We start from the raw sequence: 22,205 nt of genomic DNA, 5'->3' as shown, positions 1-22,205 counted from the left end.
CCCGATCTCGCTACACTCGACCACCCTCTCCCCCTGAAGGGGGAGAGGGATTGTGCAATCCGCACGCAGGAATGGCGCAATAGGAGCCCCTACCTTCCCGTTATACCACCCGCCGGCGCGAATGGCGGTCGACGATCATCACCCCCACTGCCGATACGATCAGCGCGACGCCGATCAGCACGAAATAGACCGGCCGGCCCGTCGGCATGCCGAGCAATATCCCGGCGCCGAACGCGCTCGAGATCGCACCCAGCCGGCCGATACTCGCCGAATAGCCGATGCCCGCGGCACGGCAAGATGCCGGAAAGACGTGCACGGCCAGGCTGTACAGCGTCACCTGAACCGCAAAGGCACCGGCACCCGCTGCTCCGAGCGCGATCAGGATTTGCGCCGGGGATGCATCGCCGCTGCCCATCATATAGGCGCAACCCGCCGTCGCGAGCAGCGCGGCCGAACAGGCGGCGATCAATGTCCGCCGCGAACCGAAACGCGGCGTTGCCCAGGCCGCGCCGAAGGAAGCCAGCACGCCGCACAGGTTGAAGATCAAAGAGCCCTGGATCGCGCGATCCATCGGAAAACCCGCGCCGGCGAGCAGCACCGGAATCCAGCTGAGATAGGCATAGAGCGCGAGCATGCTCGCGAAGAAGGCGATGGCGAGGCCGATGCCCGAACGGCGCAGCGCACCGGCATAGACGCCCGCATGCTCGCCGTTTTCGATCGGCGCCTCCACCGCAAAGACGGTTTCGGCGGGAAGGCGAGCGCCTGCACGATCGAGCAACGCCGCCAGCGCCGGGCCGCCGGCGGGCCGGCGCGCCAGCATCATCGGGGATTCGGGCAGGCTGCGCCACATTTCGAGCGCGAGCAGCAGCGGCAGCAGGCCGCCGAACAGGAAGCAGAGTCGCCAACCATAGGCAGGGATAAGCCAGGATGCGAAGCCAGCGCCGATCATGCCACCGCACGGCACCGCGACGATGATCGCGGTCACCGCATAGTTGCGAACCCTGGCGGGCATCCATTCGGCGACGAGTGCGGTCGCGTTGGGTACGGCGGCGCCGAGCCCGATGCCGGTCAGGAAACGCAGGATCGCCAGTTCGGTGACGCCCGGCGCAAACGCCGCCAGCATCGACAGCGCACCGAAGAACAGCACACTGCCGATCAGCGCGGGGCGGCGGCCGATCCGGTCGCCGGCGATCCCGCCCAGGCCGGTGCCGACCGCCATGCCGACCAGCGCCGCCGCCATGGCGGGCGCGAGCATGCCAGCGGTGACGTGCCAGTCAGCCAGGATGGCCGGCGCGGCGAATGCCGCCACCTGCACGTCGAAGCCGTCGAGCAGGATGATCGCCCCGACCAGGATCAGCAGCCGGATGTGGAAGGCCGTGACCGGCAGGCCGTCCACCGTCCGGCTGATCGGGATCGCCATGTCCGGCCGATCAGTCGCGCGGCGGCCAGGATTTGGCGGGAACGCCCTTTTTCGGTTCGCCGAGCAATGGGCTCTTCAGTGCGTAGAAGCCGTGATTGGTGAACATCCAGATGATGTTGCGATCATATTCGACATAGATGCCGAAGCCGAGATTGCCCTTCACATAATCGGGCGTCTCCGCATCGGTCGGGAAGCGCGGCACATAATAGGCCGCGATCTCGGGCCTGGTCGGATCGCGCACGTCGAACAGCTGCACCCCGGCATTGTAGAAGGCATAGGGCACCAGCCCCTCGCGTGAGCGGCCCGGCTGGGTGAAATAGCCCGGTCGCTTGGGACCGAAGCTGCCGCGGCGCTCGCAGAAATCCTTGAACGCTGCATCCTTGGGCGGCGTCGGGCGCGGGAAGGTGTTGACGATCTTCGGGTTCTTGAGATCGCGGACATCGATGACGAAAATGTCCTTGTACGGCTCGTAACAGTCATCGTTCATCGGATAGCCGTTCATGAAGATATAGCCGGTGCGCTCATATTGGCTGACATCGATATTGTCGGCTTCGGTGCCCGCGAATTTGGGCACCATGTCGAGATGGCTGATCACTTTCATGTGCGCGGGATCGGAGATGTCGAGCACGTAGAAGCCGAGCCCGCCCATCGCCGCGAAGCCGATCGTGCCGCCCTTCTCCACCGGTTTGGGAATGAAGATCGGCATGCGCGATCCCATCCATGAGGTGCGATTGCCCGCGCGCGGGTTCTTGAGATAGGCGTCGCCCTCCGCCTTATCGCCGACGATCTGGCCCGGCACCGAGAATTGCTGAAGGAATTTCGGGTTCGCCGGATCCGACATGTCCCATGACTGGTATCCCGGCGAATAGAGATAATTGGGATATTCGGTGAGGCCGAAACTGTCGTCGGGGGCGGACGACAGGAACATGTATTTGCCGCCGAACCAGGCGGGAACGTCGAGCGAGCCCGAGCCCTGCTGATGGCCGGGCTTGGCATCGGGATGCTTATAGTCGGTGGTGCGCGTCGCGATCCTTTCCCACTGATCGGGCAGCGGGCCGTTCATCACATAGACGTTGAAGCCTTTATTATACCGCCAGTCGCGGATCTTCTGCACGCCGTCGGGCTCGTTCATCTTCTCTTCGAAGACGCCGAAGCGCTGGACCTCGTTCGACTGGACCATGATGTATTTGCCGCGCGCCTTGTCCCACTGGATCGAGGATGCACCGATCATCTCGCCTTCGGGAAAGGGATTGACCGGCGTTCCGCCGCCCTTGCCCGTCCAGGTCTGCCCCTTGGTCACGAGCAGCCGGGCCTTGGCCGGATCGGTGATGTCGAATACCTTCAGATTGTGGCGGTCATAGACGTAGAGATACCGCTTGCCGTCGAAGTCCGCGATATTCTGCCAGGTGTGAAAGGGCGAGGCGACCTGGGGGTAGAAAGCGACGACCTCCATATTCTTGGCGTAGGATTTCTGATCCCAGTAACCGAGCTGGCCCGGGAACGGCGCACGCCCCTCGTGCAGCGGCGTCGCCTTGGGATGGACGAACACGCCGGTCTTCGGATCGATGCCGTAATCGACGCCGGGCTGAGGCGGCGGCGGTTTCCGGTCATAGGTCAGATCGTGCCATTGCTTCACCACCGGATCGCGAATGTCGATCTTCGGTTGCTCCTGTTTCTCCTCCGACGATCGCGCCGCGGATCCCAGCGTCAGTGCGGCACCGGCGCAGCATGTCAGGATGACGGCCCTGACGCGGGGCAAGGCGGATTTGTTCGCGATCGGGCTCAACGAAGCACTCCTTGGCTGGTCTGTTCTTCGGCGAGGCTAGAACCCCGCATTATATCCACAAAATAATGTTTTGAGCGGTCTCTATTCCCGTTTCATATAATCGAAGGCGTGTCCGCGAGGCGGGAAGACGCGGCATTGCCGGCTTCGGCCCGCGCCTGACGCGCCCTTTCCCAGCGGATGAACAGCCATGGTATGGTGATCATCAGCAAGCCATAGGCCAGTGGCAGGCGCGCGATGGCGGGCATGTCGATCAGCGTCACCGACGCGAGCAGCGCTATTGCCAGATTGTGCACGCCGACTTCGATCACGATCGTCAATCGCTGGAGCGGTCCCAGCCGTGCCGCCCACGCCAGCGCATGGCTCGCTACCATCGCCAGCAGCATCAGCGCCAGGCAGACGCCGAAACTCTCCAGGAGGACGCGCCATCCCGCCAGATGATGCCAGTTGAAGCCGGTGGTGGTGAGGCACATGAACAGGATCAGCACGACGGACAGCCGCCGCCCGATCTCGACGCCGCGCGATGCCAGCGCGGGCGCGACCGCACGGACCATCATGCCGAGCACGACGGGCACTATGGTGAGCAGCCCGAGCGTCATCGCGGTCTGCCCCATCGGCATGTCGACCGTCCGCATGTCCCCCATGAACCGATGCAGCGCGAAACCGATCCAGAGCGGCAAGGTGATCGCGACAAGCAAGGTCGACAGCGCGGTCAGGCTGACCGCAAGCGCGACGTCGGCGCGTGCCGCGAGCGTGATCGCGTTGGATGTCACTCCACCGGGACTGGCGGCGAGGATGATCAGGCCGACCGCGACCTCGGGCCCGATCGGCAGGACAAAGGCCAGCCCGATCGCGATCAGCGGCAGCAACAGCATCTGTGCCGAGAGACCGACCAGAACGGCGCGTGGCGACGACAGGATCGCGCGGAAATCGGCAAGCCCCAGCGCCAGCCCCATGCCGAACATGATGACGAATATGATCAGCGGGAAGATCGTCTGCGACAGGAACGGAAAGATATCGGCCACGCTCAACTCCTCAGACGAACTCCAATGCCCCCGCGAAGCCGGCGGCACGCAGGATCGAGCGATGGACCGCCGCCGCCATTTCGCTGCCCGAAACGCCGATCGCGGGCTGGCTGCGCGCGATCTTCAAATGCGAACCATCCTTGCCCATCGCCTCGATCATCAATTCGAGGCGATCGAGCGCCGGATCGGCAACCAGCCGGGCGCGGCATGCGTCCAGCCCGGTCGTTGCGAGCGCGCAGGCGACCATGGCGTTGACGTTGTGCGGGAATTGCCGCGCGATCTGCCGCACGCTGCCGTCGAAGATCACGGTCTCGCAGGTGATGCCATCGCCCGCAGCACCGAGGCTGCGGGGTGGCTTGCGGAAGCTGATCGACACATGATCCCACATCGCGCGCCATTCGAGCAGACTGTCCGCACCGACGAGCGCACCATGCGCCACGAACAGCGAACGGTTCGAGCGGTGCGCCCGATCGACAAGACGCGTGCGCAGGCCGTCATCCGCCAATGCGGTCAGCGACAGCGGCATATAATCGGCGATGGCAAGCAGCGCCTCGCCATGCCGCACCGTGACCTCAGGCCCGGCGATCTCGACGATCAGATCGGGCGCGAAGCAGCGCGCATCGGCCAGATCCTCGAGGATCAGCGCGGGATCGATGCCGGCCAGACGGCCGGGGCTGCGATTATGGACAAAGGCCAGTTCGAGCGGCCCATGGTCGCGGGCAATGCGCCGATGGATCTCGGCCCCGATGAAACCGAACCCGATCAATCCGATGCGCATTGCCCGTTCCCCCCACGGTTGAAAGCGCTCTAGGGCCGATCGGCATTCAGTTCAGACCGAGCCGAGAATGGGGGTTTTTCGCGACCCGGAGCGCAGCGTACTTAAAGTACGTGAGCACCGGAAGCGCGGGAAACCGCCATTCGCAGGCCGGTATGGGCTGAATGGCGACGGTCCTAGTATTTCCAGGTCAGCGTGGCGCCGTAGGTCCGCGGCGGCGCGTAGGAGACGAGGACCGATCCGATCACGTCCGACTTGCCCGATTCATAAAGCTTGTTGGTCAGGTTCTTGCCCCAGACCGAAAGCTGCCATTTGCCGTCTCCGGTCTCGAGACCGAACGAGCCGTTGAGGATACCGACCGAGGATTGGCGGGTGCGCGGGCTGTTCTCATTGTCGAAGAAGAAGGCGCCGCTCCAGCTGTAATCGGCACGCAGAAAACCGTCGAAACGCTCGGACACCGGCAAGGTCAGGTCGCCGCCGAGGCTGAACGAATTTTCGGGCGAACGGCGCAGCACATTGCCTTTGAGATTGGTCGCCACCGGTACCGAGCAGAAGCAGCTCGGATCATATTGCAGTTCGGTGCTGATCAGGTCGCCGGTGATCTTCGCCTTCATATAGGTGTAGTTGGCGAACAGGCTCAGTCCCTTGACGGGTACCACCGCGGTCTCGATCTCGATGCCGCGCACGCGCGCCTTGCCGGCGTTGGAAATGACGTTGTCGGCGGGCAGATTGGGATCGAAGATCACGAATTGCTGGGTCTGGAGATCCTTATATTCGGTCCAGAAGCCGGTGATGTTGAAGCGCAGCCGATCGTCGAGCCATGTCGTCTTCGCGCCAACTTCGTAGTTGAGCGCATATTCGGGATTATAGGATGCGCGCGCCTCGCCCGGATTGGTGGCATTCTCGCCATTCCAGCCGCCCGATTTATAGCCCTTGGACACCAGCGCATAGAGATAGACGTCCTTCGCCGCCTTCCAGTGCAGGTTGATGCTCGGCGTCCAGGCATCCCAGCTCTGCCTGGTCGACGCGGTGAAGGCCCGGGTGAAATTGCCCGCTTCGTCCTCGAATTCGGCACCGAGGAAATCGCCGATCGTCTCGCGATAGACCGAGAAACGCTTGCGATCCTTGGTGTAGCGGATGCCCGCAGTGACGCCCAGGGCATCGGTGATGTCGAACGTGCCTTCGACGAACGCCGCATAGGTGTCAGACTTCAATCGGGTCTCGGCGATCTCGCGGCCTTGCGCGAAATAGTCGACGAAGATGTAATCGGCATCCTCGACGCGATCGACATCCTCATGCTGGTAATAGACGCCGGCGAGGAAATTGAACGGCCCTTCGAACTCGGAGCGGAAGCGCAGTTCCTGCGAGAAGCTCTTCACCTTCTCGTCCTTGATGTTGACGTAATAATCGTCGTTGAAGGCGTCGCGATCGATCGCGAAGAAGTTGATCCGCCCGCCGGGATCGTAGACCAGCCGGGTGAAATCGATGTAGCTGCCGCCGTCATTGCCCTTCGCCGCGAAGGTTCCTTCGCGATAGGCGGTGACCGAGGTCAGCGTGCCCGCGCCACTGTCCCAATTCGCACTGAGATGAATGCCGCCGAGATCGGCATCCTGGCGCCCGTCGATATTGTTGGGTCCGCGGCGGCGATCGGGATTGACGAAGGGGATGTTGTGATCCGACGGAATCTGGATATCGACCCATTTGCCGCGTGCGCGGCGGCGGGTGAGGTCGCCGGTCAGCAATATGTCGAGATCGTCGCTCGGCTGGTAGCGGAGCTGGCCGAGTATGCCGAACACCGAGAGATTCTCGATATCGTTGCCGGTATGGGTGTTGAAGGCGAAGCCGTCGCGCATGCGCGAGCTTGCAGCGATGCTGCCCGACAATCCCTCGCCGATGCCACCGCCGACATGTCCCTTCACTTCGATCGCGCCGTAATTGCCGATGCCGGCCTCCATGCCCGCACGGAATGTGTCGGTCGGCTTGCGCGTGATGAAGTTGATCGCGCCGCCGACGACATTCTTGCCATAGAGCGTCCCCTGGGGCCCGCGCACGATCTCGACACGCTCAAGATCGAACAGCTCGATCGCCGTGCCCTGGGCACGCGGCAGATAGACGTCGTTGAGGAAGAAACCGATCGCAGCGCTCGACGCCGCGCTCTCGATATCGGTGCCGATGCCGCGCAGGAAGATATTGGGTTCGGAGATATTGTCCGGGTTGAGCGTGAAGCCCGGCACGCGCGCGGCGATCTCGGAAAAATCGTCGATGCCGGCCTTGGCGAGCATGTCACCGCTGAACGCCGCGACCGAGAGCGGCGCGGACTGCAACGTCTCCTCGCGCTTGCGCGCGGTGACGACGATTTCCTCGAGCCCGCCGCTTTCGGCGCCGCCGGCCTGCGGCGCGGCCTGCTGTGCAAAAGCGGTCCCGGGCAGGGCGACGACCGCCACGGCCCCAAGCAGCAGTCCCATTGTCTTCGAATATGAATAATCGCGCACCGGCGTTGCCCCTTCCCTAATTCACCGCCAGCGGACCATTGCGCCATTCGTACGAGCGCTTATCGGGTCTTCTATCTGTCGGCAGCTTCGATCAAGTGGAAGCTATGCCCCAAGACCATATGTGAATAATAATATTGCAGTGCCTCGATATAGGTTTTCGCGATATCGAACCCGCTATGGAATCGATTGGGCAATCCGGCTTCAATCGATTGATTCTGAAAGATGAAATCGTCAGGCGACAGGCTCGGCGGTCAAGATCCTGTAATGCAATATACGGCATCGACGCCGGACGGCATCGCCGAACCTTGTCCGAGCATCTTCGCTTCGGACGACGACTATGCGTCGTTGAAGCAGACGACCTTGGTCTGGGACATTTCGCGGATGGCGAAACGCACGCCTTCGCGCCCCATATTGCCGCGCTTGGCGCCGCCAAAGGGCATCGCGTCGAGACGATAATCGGTGGAATCGTTGATCATGACCCCAGCCGCCTGCAGCGTGCGTGCCGCATGGTGTGCCTCGCGGATGCTCTCGGTGAAGATCGCCGCGTGGATCGCATAATCGCCCCGGTTCGCTGCCGCGATCGCGGCGTCCAGCGCGTCATAGGGAAAAAGGCTGACCACGGGGCCAAAGGCTTCGCGGCAGACGAGCCGGGCATCGGCTGGGACATCTTCGAGCACGGTCGGATGGAGCAGCGCATTGTCGCGCCGGCCGCCGGCAAGCAATCGCGCGCCGGCCGCCATCGCCTCACCGGTCCAGTCGAGCAGCCTTTCGGCCTCATGCGCCGAGATCATCGGGCCGATATCCGTGTCCGGCGACATCGGATCGCCGGCGACCAGCGCGGCCGTGCCGGCGACGAACAGATCGCGAAACGCCGCATAGACGCTTCGTTCGACGAAGATCCGCTGCACGCCGATGCAATTCTGCCCCGCCGCCCAGAAGGCCCCCGAAACGCACGCCCTGGCGGCCTTTTCGAGGTTCGCGCTCGCGGTCACGATCACCGGTGAATTCGCGCCGAGTTCCATGCCGATCCGCTTGATGCCGGCCGTGCGCGCAATCTCTGCGCCCACCCGTTCGCCACCGGTGAACGAGACCATCGCGACATCCTCCGCCGACACCAGCGCATCGCCGAAATCGCGGCCATGGCCGGTGAGCAGGTTGAGTGCTTCGCCGGGCACCCCGGCGTCGAGCAGCAGTTCGGCGAGCATGATCGCGGTCAGCGGCGCCTGATCGGCGGGCTTGAGCACCACCGCATTGCCCGCGGCAATGGCCGGCCCCAATTTATGGCAGGCCAGGTTGAGCGGATCGTTGAACGGCGTGATCGCGGCGATCACCCCGACGGGTTCATGGACATAATAGCCGCTGCGCCCCTCGCCGCCGGCGAAGCTGTCGAACGCGATGGTCTCGCCGGTCAGCCGGGTCGCTTCCTCGGCGGACAGGCGCAACGTGTTCACCGCGCGCGACGCTTCCTTGGTCGACGCCGTGATCGTCTTGCCCGTCTCCGCGGTGATCGTCGCGGCAAAGCGCCCGGACTGGCTGGCGAGGGCATCGGCGGCGCGGTGCAGGATCGCGGCGCGCGTGCCGGTCCCCAGCGCGACCAAGAGACGCTGCCCGCGCACCGCGCTCGCGACCGCTGCGGCGACGTCATCCGGCGTCGCGCAGGCGACACGCGCAATCACGTCGCCGCTATAGGGATTGTCGATCTCCATGCCAGCCGCAGCGCCGCGCCATTCGCCTCCGATCAGCAGCGAGCGCTTCACCTCGACCGGCATGAGCATCACGGCTTGTCCTTGTGGAGGACGAGGCCGTCATATTCGCGGCTGTCGAGCAAGGCCTCGACGATGACCGGCCCGTCGGCCGCAAAGGCATCGCTCAGCGCGGCACGCAGGGCATCGGGATCGGCAACGGTGACGACGGGAACGCCGAACAGCGACGGGCCGCCGATCGTGCCTTCGGCGCGCACCGGCGTGCCATAGATCGGATTGGCTTTCTTCTCCTGCTTGATCCGGATCAGCGCGAGGTCATTGTCGGTGAAGACGAGGATGACGATGGGCAGCTTTTCGCGCACCGCGGTCGCGAGCTCGCCGACAGTCATCAGGAAACCACCGTCACCGACAACGGTGCAGACCGGCGTATCGGGCCGGCAGAGCTTGGCGGCGATCGCCGCGGGCAGGCCGAAGCCCATCGACGACCAGCCATTCGACATGATTTGCAGGCCAGTGCCGGGCGTCGGCCATTTCTGGCCGATCAAATGGGTATGCGCGCCGACATCGCAGGTCATGATGCCATTTTCGGGCAGCACCTCGCGCAGCACGTCGAGTGCTGCGCAGGGGCCGAAACGATTGCTGTCGGGCGCCAGCCGCGCGAACAGCTCGGCGGTGCGGGCGGCGACAACGCGCATGTCCCAATCCTTGGGCGCGGCATTGAGCGCGAGCAGCGCATCGAGGCTCGCGCCGATATCGCCGACGGCATCGGCGGCAACGGGATGCTTGGCGGCATCGATATCGACCGGCGCGACGTCGATGCTGGCGACGGCAAGCCCGTCGCGCATCCAGCCTTCGAAATTGAACTCGACGGGATCATAGCCGATCGCGACGACCAGATCGGCCTCGGCATGGGTCCGGCCGACAAGGTCGCTCAAGGCATGAAACAGCACGCCCGCATAGCTTGGATGGTTTTCAGGGACCATGCCCTTGGCCATCGGCGTCAGTATGACGGGCAGGCCGAAGCGCTCGGCAAGGGCGACGATCCTGTCCTGGACCCGGGCATGGACCGCGCCCAGCCCCACCGCGAGGATCGGTTTCCGCGCCGCACCGAATGCCTCGACAAGCGCATCGATCGCCGCCGCATCCGCGCGGGCGGGAGAGGCCGCGACCACCGGGCCGGCGCTGGCCGAGACGGTTTCCGCCGCGCTCAACCCGACCGGCAATCCGATATGCACCGATCCCGGCCGCCCCGAAACCGCGACGCCGGCGGCTTCGGCCAGCGTCTCGCCGACCGTGTCCGCAGCCAGCCGCGTCGTCCATTTGGTGATCGGCCGGAACAGCGCCTGATGATCGATGCCCATCTGGACGGTGCGGCTGCGCAGCGCCTCCGGCATCTCGTCGGTCAGCGCGATCATCGGCGAACGATCGAGATAGGCGCCGCCGACGCCGGTGGACAAATTGGTCGCCCCCGGCCCGAAGGTACCGAAGCACACGCCGGGGACGCCGGTCAGCCGGCCGCAGATATCGGCCATGAAGCTTGCGCCGCCTTCATGGCTGGTCAGCACGAAATCGATGCCGTCGGTCGTGCGCAAAGCTTCCATATAATCGACCCAGCCGCCGCTGGGCACGCCGAAGACGTGACGCACACCCATGTCCCTGAGGGACGTCACCAGTGCCTGGGCTACGGTGGTAGCGGTCATGATCTATCCTTCAATTCTGAGGCTCAATTCTGGGCGGTCGGGGCGACATAGCCCGCGGCATTGCTGTGCGCGCTGCGCCGGCGTCCACGGATGCCGCATGCGGTGAGGAAACTCAGCACGCTGTCGTTGAATTCGGTCGCATGCTCGAAAAACACCGAATGGCCGGCATCGACCTCGACGAGAAACGATCCCGGCACGCGCGCCTGCACGCACCGGATCGCCGCGATGGGGAATAACGGGTCGCGCGTGCCCGCCAGGAACAGCACGGGCCTGCCACCACCCACCGCTTCGGGCGCGAGCCGCGCCGGCCATGCGCCGGTCAGGCTGTGGCGATCGGTGCGGTTGAAGCTGGCGATCGCCGAATAGAGCACCGCCTGGGCCGGGCTGGCCTCACGGAAAACCGGATCGAGGACGCGATCGAGCTGGTCGAGATCGTCGGTCGCCGATCGCGCGGCATCCATCAGCGCGGCGACCTCGCCATCCTCCGTGATCGCGTGGAGCGAGGCGGCAAGCACCAGCGCACGCACACGCTCGGGATAGGCGGCGGCAAAGCCGATGCAGGTTCCGCCGCCCATCGACTGGCCGACAAGCACCGCCTGATCGATGCCGAGATGATCGAGCAGCGCCAGCAGATCGGAAACGAATGCGCTCCGCCCCGCAGTCTCGACGTCGCTCGAACGCCCGAAGCCGCGATGGTCGAACGTCACGACGCGATAGGATAGGGCGAAGACGGGCAATTGCTGGAACCAGCTCGCATGATTGCCGCCGATACCGTGCGCGAGCACGATGACAGGCCCTTCGCCCTGGTCTTCATAATAGAGTTCGCTCTGGCCGATCGGCAGGAGAGGCATTGTATTTTCCTGGTCTAGACGACGCCCATGATCCGGCTGAGCTCGACGACATGGTCGCCGAACGCCGGAAGGTCGCGGGTGATGGATGGATCGCGCGGGCGCGGCAGATCGATACGGAGATCGGCGATCAGCCGGCCGGGCCGCTCGGAGAGGACCAGCACGCGATCGGAGAGCAGCACCGCCTCCGAAATGCTGTGGGTGATCAGCACCACCGTCTTGCGGTCGCGCTGCCACAGCCGCAGCAGCTCGATGTTGAGCCGGTCGCGGGTCAAGGCGTCGAGCGCGCCGAAGGGCTCGTCCATCAGCAGCACGCGCGGATTCTGCATCAGCGCCTGGCCGATCGCGACGCGGTGCTTCATGCCCCCCGACAATTCGTGCGGAAACTTGTCCTCGAACCCCTTCAGGTTGAGCAGTTCGATCATCGCGGCGACATCCGCCGCGTCGGCGGCCGCCTTGCCGCGCCGGATCTCGAGCGCGAGCGTCAGGTTCCGCCGCACCGTCAGCCAGGGCAGCAGGTTCGAGGTCTGGAAGACCACGCCGACATCGTCGCGCGGCGCGCCGACCGCGTCGCCGAACAGCTCCGCCGATCCCGCATCATAGGGATTGAGCCCCGCCAGGATGCGCAGCAATGTGCTCTTGCCGCAGCCCGATGGCCCGATGATCGAGACGAACTCGCAATCCCCGATCGCGAGATCGACATCCTCGAGCGCCTTGGTCCCGCTGGGGCCGCCATAATATTTGGTCAGTCCGCCGACCCGGATCGCAGCATCGCTCATATCGCCCGCCACCAGACAAGTTTGGACACCAGCTCGACGACGTAGAAGAGCGCGAGCGAAAGCAGGGTCACCGCCAAGAGTGCCGCGAAAGTGAGCGCGGTCTGCGACGACCCGGTCGCGAGCAGGATGACATTGCCCAGCCCGTTATTCGATCCGACGAATTCGCCGACGATCGCGCCGATGACGGCAAGCGGCATCGCCACTTTGCAGCCATCCATGAAATTGGGCATCGCCGCGGGCACCTGAAGTCGGCGGAACATCGTCCAGCGGCCGGCGCCCAATGCGCGGAAATGCTCCTCCAGATTGGCCGGCACGCCCGCCAGCCCGCCCAATGTCGCGATGACGATCGGGAAAAAGGCGAAGAGGAACGCCATCACCAGCTTCGATCCGAAACCATAGCCCAGCCACACCACCATCAGCGGCGCGAGGCCGATCTTGGGAATGCTCTGCAGCGCGATCAGCATCGGATAGAGCGTCGATCGCGCGATCGGCACGACATGGATCAGTGCGGCCAGCGCGACGCCGAGCACCGCCGCCGCGACGAAGCCGCTGAGCACTTCGCCCAATGTCACCAGCCCATGTTCGAGCAGCAGCGCGCGTGCGTTCCAAAAGGCCACGCCGATATCGCTGAGCGACGGCAGCAGATAGGCCTTGATGCCGAACCAGCGGACGCTGAATTCCCAGACCAGCGCCAGCGCGACGAAGAAGGCACCGGCGACGAGCGGATTGGACCGCGATCTTTCCTGCACGGCCACGATCAGTCGTCCTTGCGCGGGTTCAGGATCTTCGCGATCCGTTCGGGCGGCGGCACCAGGAAATGTTCGAGCGACCAGCGATCGAAGGTCTCCATCGCCTTGCCGTCCCAGACCTGCGGATCGTGCGGCGGGAAGTCCGGGCCGATCTGGATCATATCCGAATAGAATTCGACATTGTTGCCGTCGGGATCGCGGAAGACGAGGAAGCTGTTGCCGCCCGGGCCATGCTTGCCGATGCCGCGATCGATCGCGACGCCGCGCTCGACGAGCATCGCGGCGATCGCCTCGATCTCGGCGACGCTTTCGACATGATAGGAGAAATGCTCGACCGGCGAACGGCCGGGTTCGTGCCGCGCGATTTCCTCGGGCGTCATCTGGAGCAAGGCCAGATCATGATGATCCTGGCCGCTGCGCAGGAAGACCATACGGTCGTCGATCCAGTCGGAAACGTCAAGGCCGATCACATCCTGGTAGAAGGCAAGCGACGCCTGGACGTCGCGCACTTTCAGGACGAGATGGCCGAGCTTGGTCGGTCGGGGGCGGTACATCGCAACACTCCCCTATTTGGCGCCGGCGAAGACGTCGCCGGGCGCAAGATCGGCCTTGAGCGGATAGGCCTGTTTCAGGAAATCGAGCGTGCTCGCGACCCGCGCCGCATCGAACTGGCCTGCGCCATCTTTCATCAGCGCGGTCGTTTCGATCATCTGCTGCTTGGTGATCGCGGCGTCGAGCATCGGGAAACGCTTGACCATCATCGCCACCACCTCGTCGGAGTTGGCGGCGGAATAAGCATAGCCGCGATACGTGGCGTCGAGGAACTTCTTCACCGTCGCCGCGCGTTCGGTCAGCATCTTTTCGGTGGTCAGGATGCCGCTGCCATAGATGTCGAGCCCGAAGGCCGAATAGGGCAGCCAGCCGAGCGTCACACCGGCTTCCTTCGCGCGCTTGCGGAACAGCGGCAGGCTGTTGCCTTCCCAGCATTCGCCCGCGTCGATCTTGCCCTCGACCAGCGAGGTCACGACCAGAGCGGGATCGAGCTGGAGCAGCTTCACCTTCGCCTTGTCGACGCCGTTGCGCGTCAGCCAGGCGGGAACGAGCGCCTGCATCGGCGAGCTTTGCCCGCCGCCCACGGTCAGCCCCGCCAGATCGGCGGGCTTGGCGATGGCGTGGCGTTCCTTGATGTAGCAAAGCCCGGCGGGCCAGCGCGTGTTGATCGTGCCGGCCATCTTGGTCTTGCCGCCATTGTTGCGGTTGAGCACCACCGAGATCGGATCGCCATAGCCGAACTCGAACATGCCTTGGTCGAGCTCGTTCGCGGTGCGGATACCGCCGAAACCGCGAACGACATTCACGTCGAGGCCGACCTCGGCATAATAGCCCTTGTCGATGGCCGCGACCACGCCGCTCATGCTGCCTTGCGGCAACCACGACATGTTGAAGGTCACTTTCTCCTTGCCCGCGTCGCCGCTTCCGCCGCAGCCGGCCAGAGCGAGCGCAATGGCCGCCAACGCGGCGCCGATCGGTCGCTTGCCCATCACACCACCTCCGCACGCACGGGATTGGCAAGCGTGCCGATCCCATCGATCGTCGCGACCATATGGTCGCCGTCCATCAGGAAGATGCCCCGCCCCATTCCGACGCCCGCGGGCGTGCCGGTCGCGATCACATCGCCGGGCTTCAACGCCAGCAGCGTCGAAAGATAGGCGATCTGTTCGAAAGCGTTGAAGATCATCTCGCCCGAATTGCCGTCCTGCATCATCTCGTCATTGACGCTGAGCGTAAGGCGAAGGTCGTGCGGATCGCCCAGGCAATCGCGCGGCACGAACCACGGCCCCATCGGGGTGAAGCTGTCGAAGCTCTTGCCGCGGAACCAGTCGTGCGAGAATGGAAAGTCGGTGCGGCGCGTCATGTCGCGGGCCGAGATGTCGTTGACAATCACATAGCCGGCAATGTGATCATAAGCCTGTTCGACGGGAATGCGGCGGCCGCCGCGACCGATCACGACGCCAAGCTCGACTTCCCAGTCGACCTTCCGGCTCTCGGGCGGCAGGAACACGGTATCGCCGGGGCCGATGACGCTGTCGGGCGTCTTCAGGAAGATATAGGGCTGGCTGTCCGCCTTGGCCGCGAGCTTGGTCGCCATTTCATCGGCATGCTCGATATAGTTGGAGGCCGCGCCGAACAGGCGATGCGGCGTGAACGGCGCCAGCGGTGCGGCGGCGACCGGGGCGAGCCCCAGGGCCCGCGCACGATCGGCCAGCTCGGCCAGTTCGGCGCCGACCAGGTCCCAATCGCGAATCAGCGCATCGACCGAACCGATCCGCGCCGCAAGCGCTTCGCTGACCGGCACCTGCTCCGCGATCGCGGCAAGATCGTGGAGCGCATCGTCCAGCACGAGTGCGGATCGCACGGCACCCGACGCCGAATAGCGTGCGAGCGCGAACCAGGGTGCCGTCATTGCCGTCTCCAAAAACTGCGCCGTCGCCCGTTCGCGGGCCGGATCGGCGGATCATCGTCTCTGGATCAATAAAAGGCATAACGGGACGCAATCATAATATCACTTTGGAATATCGAGTCGCGATTTTCCTATAGGTGAGCGGCTCGATGGCCATGCCCCGCGCTCAAGCGGTGATCACACGCCACGCCATGCGCAGCGCGACGATCAGCAGGAAAATCCCGAATGCGACGCCGAGTTGGCGCTTCGACAGGCGGTGCGCCAGCGCCGCCCCCCAGGGTGCCGAAATCCATGTCATCGGTGCGATCAGCAGGAAACCGATCGCATTGACATAGCCCAGGCTCGCCAGCGGCAGGCGCGGATCGCCCCAGCCGCCGAGAATATAGCCGATCGTCCCGGGAATGCTGATCAGCAGCCCGAACAATGCCGCGGTGCCGACCGCGCGATGGATCGGATAATTGACCAATGTCAGGATCGGCACGCTCAGCGTGCCGCCGCCAATGCCCATCATCGACGAGGTCGCGCCGACCGCGAAGGGCAGCGGCTGTGCGACAATTCCGCGCGGCACGTCGTCGGCAAGCGTCACATGGTCGAGCGGCAGCAGCATCTTCGCCGCGACGAGGAAGGCGACGCCTGCGAAGACCGCCGACAGCACCACGCCATGGACATGCGACGCGATCAACGTGCCCGCGATCGCGCCCAGGAAGATCGCGACACCCCAGCGACGGACGAGATCGCCATCGACTGCGCCTTTTGCCCGATGCGCCCGCGACGAGGAGATCGAGGTGGGGATGATCGTCGCCAGCGATGTCGCGACCGCGACATGCATCCGGATCGCCGGATCGACCTTCAGAAAACCGAGCGCGACATCGAGGATCGGCACGACGACGATACCGCCGCCAACCCCGAGCATTCCGGCGATCACTCCGCCGATCAGTCCGGTCGCCAGCATCGCCGCCGCCAGAGTCAGCATGTACGATATATCCATCGATCATTCCCCGCTGCGCGTCGGCCATGGATCACGACCGTCCGCCACCTTCGCGCTAGCGCCGTCCGATCATCGAGAAACCTATAAAAAACACCTCCCCATATTCGCTTTCGGAATAATGGGGCCAAGCCGACGCTATTCCTGCACCATATAGCGAGCCACCCGATTTCTATATTTCAGTGATACTCCATTCCCCTATGCTGTCCGCCTGATCAGCGGAAGAGCATCGTATATGGATTACAGAGTCGGCATTGCGGGTTTCGGAACCATCGGCGCAGTCGTCGCCGCGCGGCTTGTCGACGACCTGCCCGGCCTGACGCTTGCGGCGATCAGTTCGGGGCGGCGCGAAACCGCCGAAGCGCGCATGGCCGCGCTCGGCATCGCCGTCCCGCTGGTTTCCCCCGCCGAGCTCGCCGAACGTTGCGACATCGTCGTCGAATGCGCGCCGACCGCGGCCTTCGCTTCAATCGCGGAGCCGGCGCTGGCGGCAGGCCGGATCCTCGTCACTGTCAGCGGTGCGGCGATCCTCCAGCATCCCGATATCGTCGAGCATGCGCGGCGCGGCAAAGGCCAGATCATCCTGGCGACCGGTGCCCTGCTCGGCTTCGACGCGGTGCGCGCCGCGGCCGAGGGCGTCATCCATTCGGTGCGCATGGTCACGCGCAAGCCACCGCGCTCGCTGCGCACCGCAAAATATGTCGTCGAGAACCAGATCGATCTCGACACGCTGACCGAGCCCTTGCTGCTGTTCAGCGGCAGCGCGCGCGAAGGCGCACGCGCCTTTCCGTCGAACGTCAATGTCGCCGCGGCCCTCGGCCTGGCCGGCATCGGCCCCGACCGCACCGAGCTCGAAATCTGGGCGGACCCCGGCAAGGTCCGCAACTGCCATCGCATCGACGTGGAGTCGGACAGCGCGCGCCTCGGCCTCGAGATCGAGAATATTCCCACCGACGAAAATCCCGGCACCGGCCGGATCACCGCACTCAGCATGATCGCGGCGTTGCGCGGCCTGACCGCCCCGCTGCGCGTCGGCAGCTGAAATCCAATCAGAAAAGGAAACCCATGCCCGTTCATCTCAAGCACGTCGCGATCGCCTCCGCCGATCCCGACAACGCCTCCAAATTCTTCGTCGAAGTCCTTGGCTGGACGATCGCCGGCCGCATCGATAGCCGCAACGCGCTCGGCTATTACGTCACCGACGGCACGATCAACATCGCGCTGCTCAATTTCAAGAACCGGCCGGCCGCCGGCATGGAGTTCGGCGAGGGCTATACCGGCCTCCACCATCTCGGCTTCCAGTGCGAGGATATCGAGGAGATCGTCGACCGGTTCGAGAATTCCGGCTTTGCGCCGCGTCACGACGTCAATATCGCGCAGGGACTCGGCATGAACCCCGCCAAGGACAATGCCGAATATAAGATGACCGGTCCCGAGGGCGTGATGATGGACGTTTCCGAGCGCGGCTGGGTGGGCACCGCCACCTTCAAGCCCAGGCCGGCCTGACCCTTATGGCGCCCCTTCCCTCCGACCTTTCGCGCGACGCCGCGCTCGCGCACGATGCGGCCGATCCGCTTGCCGGCTTCATCGGCGAGTTCACGCTGCCCGAAGCCACCATCTATCTCAACGGCAACTCGCTCGGGCCGAGCCCCAGCGCGGCGCTGGTGCGCGTCGCCGAATCGGCGAACGAGGAATGGAGCCGGCGGCTGATCACCAGCTGGAATCGCTCGGGCTGGTTCCAGCTGCCCTATCGGCTGGGCGACCGGATAGCAGGGCTGATCGGTGCCAATGCAGGCGAGGTCGTGATGACCGACGGCACCAGCATCAACCTGTTCCGGATCGTCGCCACCGCGCTCGCGATGCGGCCCGACCGTCGCGTGATCGTGATGGAGGGCAGCAATTTCCCGACCGACAATTATGTCGTCCAGGGCCTGATCGCCACGCTCGGCCAGGGCCATGTCATCCGCTTCGCCGAAAAGGACGAGATCGCCGCCGCGATCGGGGATGACGTCGCCGCGGTCGTGCTGACCCAGACCCATTACAAGACCGGCCATATCCTCGACATGACCACGATCACGGCGCAGGCACACGCCGCCGGCGCGCTCGCCGTCTGGGATCTGTGCCACAGCGCGGGCGCGATCCCCGTCGATCTCAATGGCTGCAACGCCGACCTCGCGGTCGGCTGCACTTATAAATATCTGAACGGCGGGCCCGGCAGCCCCGCTTTCCTGTTCGCCGCCAAGCGCCATCACGCCGATCTCGTCCAGCCGCTGACCGGCTGGTGGGGGCATGGCGCACCCTTCGCCTTCGACCGCGACTATGCGCCCGCCGCCGGCATCGGCCGGATGCTCACCGGCACCCAGCCCATTTTGAGCATGGTCGCCGCCGAAGCCGGGATCGATATCGCCGAACGCGCCGGGCTGGAACGCGGCCGCACCAAATCGCGCGCACTCGGCGCATTGTTCCAGCAACTGGTCGCGGTGCGGCTGGGCGATGCGGGCTTCACGCTCGGCAGCCCCGCCGACCCGGATGCGCGCGGCGGGCATATCGCCTACGAACATCCCAGCGGTTATCCGATCATGAAGGCGCTGATCAGCCGCGGCGTGATCGGCGATTTCCGGGCGCCTTCATCGATCCGCTTCGGCTTCTCGCCGCTCTATCTGCGCTATGTCGATATCTGGGATGCGGTGGAGATCCTGCACGACATCATGACGACCGGTGCATGGAGCGATCCGGCCTTCGCCGCGGTCGAGGCCGTCACCTAGAGTCTGATCCAGCTCGATTAACTCATCTTGTCATTCCCGCGAACGCGGGAATCCAGCTATTCCGTGGTGCATCAGAAAGAAGAAGAAGCTGGATTCCCGCGTGCGCGGGAATGACACGATGGTTGGTGTTTCGAGGCAGTGGATCAAACTCCAAACGCAGGCGTCACGCCAGCGCATGGTCGGCGACCGACTCCTCGGCGATGCGCTTGAGCACCGCGACGAAATAGTTGGTCGCCGGCGACCGGTCGACACCCTCCCTCAGCGTCACGCCGATCGCACCATAGCCAATATCGAGATTGACCGGCAGCCGCACGAGATCGAGCTGCGAATCCGCGACCTGATAGGGCACGGCCGCGACCATGTCGGTCTCACGCAGGATCGTGTAATTGGCCAGGATCGATACCGATTCCACCGCGCGGACGGGAAGCTCGAGCTTGGCCTTGCGGAAACATTCCTCAAGCTGCCGGCGCAGCGAGGTTTCGGGCGGCGGCATGATCCAGTCCTGTGCCTGGAGGTCGGACAATCTGACCACCGACAGCTTGGTCAGCGGATGCCCCTTGCGCACCACGATCGAAACCGGTTCGTCATAGAGTATCTCCTGAACCAGGCCCTCGCGCTCGCGATATTCGGGCAGTCGACCGACGACGAGATCGAGATCGCCGACGCGCAGCATCGGCATCAGCTTGTCGTTGGTGCCTTCGACCACCGACACGGTGATCCCGGGCCGCTCGCGCTTCAGCGCGACGATGCTGCGCGGCAACAGGCTCGGCGCCGCCGCCAGCAAGGTGCCGACCGCGATCTTGCCCGTCGTGCCCTCGCGCAGCGACAGCAGTTCCTCGCTGGCATGGCGGACCTGTGCCAGGATCAGCTTGGCGTGGCGGATGATGACGTCGCCATAAAGCGTCGGGGTCACGCCGCGCGACGAGCGTTCGAACAATTGCATGCCGAGCGTCGCTTCGAGATCGCGGATCATCTTGGTCGCCGCGGGCTGGGCGACGTTGAGCAATGTGGCGGCGCGCAGGATGTTGCGCTGCTCGCCGACGGTGATCAGCAATTTCAACTGCCGCAGCTTCAGCCGCGCAAGCAGCCGGTTCTCCACGACCTGTGGCGTCGCCTCCCCAGCCATCGTCTTCCTATCACATTAAAGTTATACAACGCCCTCAAAATATTATTTTCGCATTATAAAAACAATCCATAGTTTTGGCCCGTTCTCGTAGCCGATCGTTGGAAAAAGAATGACGAAAAGTCCCTATCCGTTCGCCGATCGCACGCTTCCCAATTACATTGATGGCGCGTTCGTCGGATCGGAAACGACCTTTCCGGTGATCGATCCCGTGACCGGCCAGGCGATCGGAAACGTCGCCCTGGCGGACAAGGCGGCGGTCGATGCGGCGGTCGCGGCGGCGAAACGCGCGCTGAAAGGACCATGGGCGCGGATGACGCTGGCGGCGCGCACCGCGATGCTCGTTGCGATCGCCGACGCGATCGAAGCGCGGTTCGACGAATTCGTCGCCGCCGAGATCGCCGACACCGGCAAGTCGCTGCTTCAGGCGACGACGATCGATATTCCGCGCGGCGCCGCCAATTTCCGCAGCTTCGCGGCACTCGCCCAGGCACGCGCCATGACCAGCTTCCAGAGCGATACGCCCGACGGCCGTGGCGCGATCAATTACAGCATCGCCCGCCCGCTGGGCGTGGTCGCGGTGGTTTCCCCCTGGAACCTGCCTTTGCTGCTGCTCACCTGGAAAGTGGCGCCCGCGCTGGCGTGCGGCAACACCATCGTCGCCAAGCCGTCGGAAGAAACCCCCTCGACCGCGACCCTGCTCGCCGAAGTGATGGACCAGGTCGGCCTGCCCGCCGGCGTGTTCAATCTCGTCCACGGCTTTGGTGGTGGATCGACCGGCGAATGGCTGGTCGGCCATCCCGATATCGACGCGATCACCTTCACCGGCGAATCCGCCACCGGCTCCACGATCATGCGCGGCGCCGCCGACGGGGTGAAGCCGCTCTCGTTCGAACTGGGCGGCAAGAACGCCGCGATCGTCTTCGCCGATGCCGATTTCGACGCGGCGATCGCGGGCACGATGCGCTCGGTCTTCTCCAATTGCGGGCAGGTCTGCCTGTGTTCCGAGCGCGTCTATGTCGAGCGCCCGATCTTCGATCGCTTCGTCGCCGAACTCGCGGCGCGGGCAAAGGCGCTGAAGGTCGGCGATCCGTTCGACGGTGCCGATATGGGGCCGCTGATCTCCGCCCAGCATCGCGACAAGGTGCTCGGCTATTACCGGCTTGCGGTCGAAGAGGGTGCGACGGTGGCGGCAGGCGGCGGCGTGCCTGCGGTGGGTGGCGACATCGCCAAAGGCTTCTTCGTCGAACCGACGATTCTGACCGGCCTGCCCGAAACCGCGCGCTGCGTGCGCGAGGAGATTTTCGGCCCCATCTGCCACATCGCCCCCTTCGATGACGAGGATGCGGTGGTCGCGATGGCCAATGACTCGCGCTACGGCCTGGCCGCCGCGATCTGGACGCGCGACGTCGGCCGCGCGCACCGCGTCGCGGCGCGCATGGAAACCGGCGTGGTCTGGGTCAATGACTGGTTCCTGCGCGACCTCCGCACGCCGTTCGGCGGGGTGAAGCTGTCGGGCATCGGCCGCGAGGGCGGCGAACATTCGCTGGCCTTCTATTCCGAACCCATGAACATCTGCATCAAATTGTGAGCACGT

At 64.6% G+C, this 22,205-nt stretch carries 19 protein-coding genes; 4 read left to right on the top strand and 15 right to left on the bottom strand.

What is annotated here, in order from left to right:
* Positions 1-100 precede the first annotated feature (100 nt).
* The 14 genes from AC3WN8_RS27425 to AC3WN8_RS27360 form a co-directional block, all read right to left on the bottom strand.
* Positions 101-1,420: an MFS transporter gene (locus AC3WN8_RS27425; protein ID WP_492672690.1), complete on the bottom strand. Its 1,320-nt coding sequence runs from the start codon at positions 1,418-1,420 to the stop codon at positions 101-103.
* 10 nt (positions 1,421-1,430) lie between these two features.
* Positions 1,431-3,206 carry an LVIVD repeat-containing protein gene (locus AC3WN8_RS27420; protein WP_492672689.1) on the bottom strand — a complete coding sequence of 592 codons (1,776 nt, stop codon included), beginning with the start codon at positions 3,204-3,206 and terminating at the stop codon, positions 1,431-1,433.
* Positions 3,207-3,298: 92 nt separating this feature from the next.
* The gene (locus AC3WN8_RS27415) at positions 3,299-4,228 is read right to left on the bottom strand and encodes a bile acid:sodium symporter family protein (RefSeq protein WP_492672688.1); all 930 of its coding nucleotides are present in this window, start codon (positions 4,226-4,228) and stop codon (positions 3,299-3,301) included.
* Between the two features lie 10 nt (positions 4,229-4,238).
* Entirely contained in the window at positions 4,239-5,006 is a 768-nt protein-coding gene (locus AC3WN8_RS27410; protein WP_492672687.1) for an aspartate dehydrogenase domain-containing protein, read from the bottom strand.
* Between the two features lie 173 nt (positions 5,007-5,179).
* Complete coding sequence (locus AC3WN8_RS27405) at positions 5,180-7,495, bottom strand: TonB-dependent receptor (RefSeq protein WP_492672686.1); 2,316 nt, start codon at positions 7,493-7,495, stop codon at positions 5,180-5,182.
* 335 nt (positions 7,496-7,830) lie between these two features.
* On the bottom strand, positions 7,831-9,270 hold the full coding sequence (locus tag AC3WN8_RS27400; protein WP_492672693.1) for an aldehyde dehydrogenase family protein: 1,440 nt from the start codon (positions 9,268-9,270) through the stop codon (positions 7,831-7,833).
* Complete coding sequence (locus AC3WN8_RS27395; RefSeq protein ID WP_492672685.1) at positions 9,270-10,898, bottom strand: thiamine pyrophosphate-binding protein; 1,629 nt, start codon at positions 10,896-10,898, stop codon at positions 9,270-9,272. The genes AC3WN8_RS27400 and AC3WN8_RS27395 overlap by 1 nt, the downstream gene beginning before the upstream one ends.
* A gap of 23 nt (positions 10,899-10,921) precedes the next feature.
* A complete protein-coding gene (locus AC3WN8_RS27390; protein WP_492672684.1) occupies positions 10,922-11,749 on the bottom strand; it encodes an alpha/beta fold hydrolase in 828 nt (275 codons plus the stop codon).
* A gap of 14 nt (positions 11,750-11,763) precedes the next feature.
* The gene (locus tag AC3WN8_RS27385; RefSeq protein WP_492672683.1) at positions 11,764-12,525 is read right to left on the bottom strand and encodes an ABC transporter ATP-binding protein; all 762 of its coding nucleotides are present in this window, start codon (positions 12,523-12,525) and stop codon (positions 11,764-11,766) included.
* On the bottom strand, positions 12,522-13,280 hold the full coding sequence (locus AC3WN8_RS27380; protein WP_492672682.1) for an ABC transporter permease: 759 nt from the start codon (positions 13,278-13,280) through the stop codon (positions 12,522-12,524). The genes AC3WN8_RS27385 and AC3WN8_RS27380 overlap by 4 nt, the downstream gene beginning before the upstream one ends.
* A 2-nt stretch (positions 13,281-13,282) precedes the next feature.
* The gene (locus tag AC3WN8_RS27375; RefSeq protein WP_492672681.1) at positions 13,283-13,828 is read right to left on the bottom strand and encodes a VOC family protein; all 546 of its coding nucleotides are present in this window, start codon (positions 13,826-13,828) and stop codon (positions 13,283-13,285) included.
* A gap of 12 nt (positions 13,829-13,840) precedes the next feature.
* Positions 13,841-14,815 (bottom strand): ABC transporter substrate-binding protein, encoded by a 975-nt coding sequence (locus AC3WN8_RS27370; protein WP_492672680.1) that lies wholly within the window; start codon positions 14,813-14,815, stop codon positions 13,841-13,843.
* Positions 14,815-15,738 carry a fumarylacetoacetate hydrolase family protein gene (locus tag AC3WN8_RS27365; RefSeq protein ID WP_492672679.1) on the bottom strand — a complete coding sequence of 308 codons (924 nt, stop codon included), beginning with the start codon at positions 15,736-15,738 and terminating at the stop codon, positions 14,815-14,817. Before AC3WN8_RS27365 ends, AC3WN8_RS27370 begins: the two co-directional genes overlap by 1 nt.
* Positions 15,739-15,901: 163 nt before the next feature.
* Positions 15,902-16,723 (bottom strand): sulfite exporter TauE/SafE family protein, encoded by an 822-nt coding sequence (locus AC3WN8_RS27360; RefSeq protein WP_492672678.1) that lies wholly within the window; start codon positions 16,721-16,723, stop codon positions 15,902-15,904.
* A gap of 232 nt (positions 16,724-16,955) precedes the next feature.
* Here AC3WN8_RS27360 and AC3WN8_RS27355 point away from each other — a divergent pair, with 232 nt between their 5' ends.
* From AC3WN8_RS27355 to kynU, 3 genes are read left to right on the top strand one after another with little or no spacing between them, the layout of a single operon-like run.
* On the top strand, positions 16,956-17,762 hold the full coding sequence (locus AC3WN8_RS27355; protein WP_492672677.1) for an aspartate dehydrogenase: 807 nt from the start codon (positions 16,956-16,958) through the stop codon (positions 17,760-17,762).
* Positions 17,763-17,785: 23 nt separating this feature from the next.
* Positions 17,786-18,226 (top strand): VOC family protein, encoded by a 441-nt coding sequence (locus tag AC3WN8_RS27350; protein ID WP_492672676.1) that lies wholly within the window; start codon positions 17,786-17,788, stop codon positions 18,224-18,226.
* A gap of 5 nt (positions 18,227-18,231) precedes the next feature.
* Complete coding sequence (gene kynU / locus AC3WN8_RS27345; RefSeq protein WP_492672675.1) at positions 18,232-19,485, top strand: kynureninase; 1,254 nt, start codon at positions 18,232-18,234, stop codon at positions 19,483-19,485.
* Positions 19,486-19,648: 163 nt separating this feature from the next.
* On the opposite strand, the gene AC3WN8_RS27340 is transcribed toward kynU, so the two are convergent.
* A complete protein-coding gene (locus tag AC3WN8_RS27340) occupies positions 19,649-20,611 on the bottom strand; it encodes a LysR substrate-binding domain-containing protein (RefSeq protein ID WP_492672674.1) in 963 nt (320 codons plus the stop codon).
* A 109-nt stretch (positions 20,612-20,720) separates the two neighbouring features.
* Between AC3WN8_RS27340 and AC3WN8_RS27335 the strand changes: the two genes are divergently transcribed.
* Positions 20,721-22,199: a 2-hydroxymuconic semialdehyde dehydrogenase gene (locus AC3WN8_RS27335; protein WP_492672673.1), complete on the top strand. Its 1,479-nt coding sequence runs from the start codon at positions 20,721-20,723 to the stop codon at positions 22,197-22,199.
* Positions 22,200-22,205 lie beyond the last annotated feature (6 nt).

Source organism: Sphingobium sp. FW305-3-2-15-F-TSA7 (assembly GCF_058787155.1).
This window is presented reverse-complemented; position numbering and strand designations above follow the sequence as displayed.

Excerpts from the sequence above, each read along its gene's own strand:
- AC3WN8_RS27395 (WP_492672685.1), bottom strand. The coding sequence starts at position 10,898 with ATGACCGCTACCACCGTAGCCCAGGCACTGGTGACGTCCCTCAGGGAC.
- AC3WN8_RS27400 (WP_492672693.1), bottom strand. The coding sequence starts at position 9,270 with ATGCTCATGCCGGTCGAGGTGAAGCGCTCGCTGCTGATCGGAGGCGAA.
- AC3WN8_RS27350 (WP_492672676.1), top strand. The coding sequence starts at position 17,786 with ATGCCCGTTCATCTCAAGCACGTCGCGATCGCCTCCGCCGATCCCGAC.
- AC3WN8_RS27425 (WP_492672690.1), bottom strand. The coding sequence starts at position 1,420 with ATGGCGATCCCGATCAGCCGGACGGTGGACGGCCTGCCGGTCACGGCC.
- AC3WN8_RS27340 (WP_492672674.1), bottom strand. The coding sequence starts at position 20,611 with ATGGCTGGGGAGGCGACGCCACAGGTCGTGGAGAACCGGCTGCTTGCG.
- AC3WN8_RS27385 (WP_492672683.1), bottom strand. The coding sequence starts at position 12,525 with ATGAGCGATGCTGCGATCCGGGTCGGCGGACTGACCAAATATTATGGC.
- AC3WN8_RS27335 (WP_492672673.1), top strand. The coding sequence starts at position 20,721 with ATGACGAAAAGTCCCTATCCGTTCGCCGATCGCACGCTTCCCAATTAC.
- AC3WN8_RS27360 (WP_492672678.1), bottom strand. The coding sequence starts at position 16,723 with ATGGATATATCGTACATGCTGACTCTGGCGGCGGCGATGCTGGCGACC.
- AC3WN8_RS27375 (WP_492672681.1), bottom strand. The coding sequence starts at position 13,828 with ATGTACCGCCCCCGACCGACCAAGCTCGGCCATCTCGTCCTGAAAGTG.
- AC3WN8_RS27355 (WP_492672677.1), top strand. The coding sequence starts at position 16,956 with ATGGATTACAGAGTCGGCATTGCGGGTTTCGGAACCATCGGCGCAGTC.
- AC3WN8_RS27365 (WP_492672679.1), bottom strand. The coding sequence starts at position 15,738 with ATGACGGCACCCTGGTTCGCGCTCGCACGCTATTCGGCGTCGGGTGCC.
- AC3WN8_RS27390 (WP_492672684.1), bottom strand. The coding sequence starts at position 11,749 with ATGCCTCTCCTGCCGATCGGCCAGAGCGAACTCTATTATGAAGACCAG.
- AC3WN8_RS27410 (WP_492672687.1), bottom strand. The coding sequence starts at position 5,006 with ATGCGCATCGGATTGATCGGGTTCGGTTTCATCGGGGCCGAGATCCAT.
- kynU (WP_492672675.1), top strand. The coding sequence starts at position 18,232 with ATGGCGCCCCTTCCCTCCGACCTTTCGCGCGACGCCGCGCTCGCGCAC.
- AC3WN8_RS27370 (WP_492672680.1), bottom strand. The coding sequence starts at position 14,815 with ATGGGCAAGCGACCGATCGGCGCCGCGTTGGCGGCCATTGCGCTCGCT.